Origin of the sequence: Bacillus sp. Nf3 (genome assembly GCF_003028545.1) — a bacterium.
In the GTDB taxonomy this organism is placed as follows: domain Bacteria; phylum Bacillota; class Bacilli; order Bacillales; family Bacillaceae; genus Bacillus; species Bacillus safensis.
Window position 1 is genome coordinate 1 of the sequence record NZ_PYUA01000067.1, and the last position, 584, is coordinate 584.

Annotated in this window: 2 protein-coding genes; both read right to left on the reverse strand. The window is 68.5% G+C overall.

Annotation, left to right across the window (positions count from 1 at the left end):
• On the reverse strand, positions 1–323 hold a 323-nt coding region (locus C9414_RS20870), incomplete at its 3' end, for a hypothetical protein (RefSeq protein ID WP_219909136.1).
• Between the two features lie 95 nt (positions 324–418).
• On the reverse strand, positions 419–584 hold a 166-nt coding region (locus tag C9414_RS21345), incomplete at its 5' end, for a hypothetical protein (protein WP_181286193.1).

Genomic DNA, 584 nt, shown 5'->3' on the forward strand with positions numbered 1-584 from the left:
GCCGTATAGAAATACAGCAGGCTTTCCAGCAGCTGTGCGGTGGTCACCAGCGCGCTGCGCTCCAGCAGCGCCCCCGCCAACGAAAACACCACGGCGGGGATCGCCAGCAGCAGGGCCAGCCAGCTTCCCAACGGGCTGCGCTGCACCACCCACAGCGCCAGGCCCAGCACCGCCATGCCGAACATGCCCAGCGCGGCACGTCCGCCGGCGGTGTCGTCCAGCGCCGGATACAACACCACCGCCAGCAGCTGCGCCGCCAGCAGCCATGCCGAGGGGTGGCGGCGGGCAATGGCCAGCCAACGCGTGGTCACGGCAACAGGCATGGCGTCCTTTCCTCTGGCAACGATGGGCCGAGCATAGCGGTGACCGGCGTGAGGAACGGTCATGCCGGCCCGCGGCCGGCACGACCGGCCACGCGTCAGCCCTGGTGGTAGACCTCGGCGCCCGAAGCGCGGAACTCGGCGGACTTTTCCTTCATGCCGGCCTCGGCGTAGTCGCGCACATCCTGGGTGATCTTCATCGAGCAGAAGTGCGGTCCGCACATCGAACAGAAGTGGGCCAGCTTGTGCGCATCCTTGGGCAGG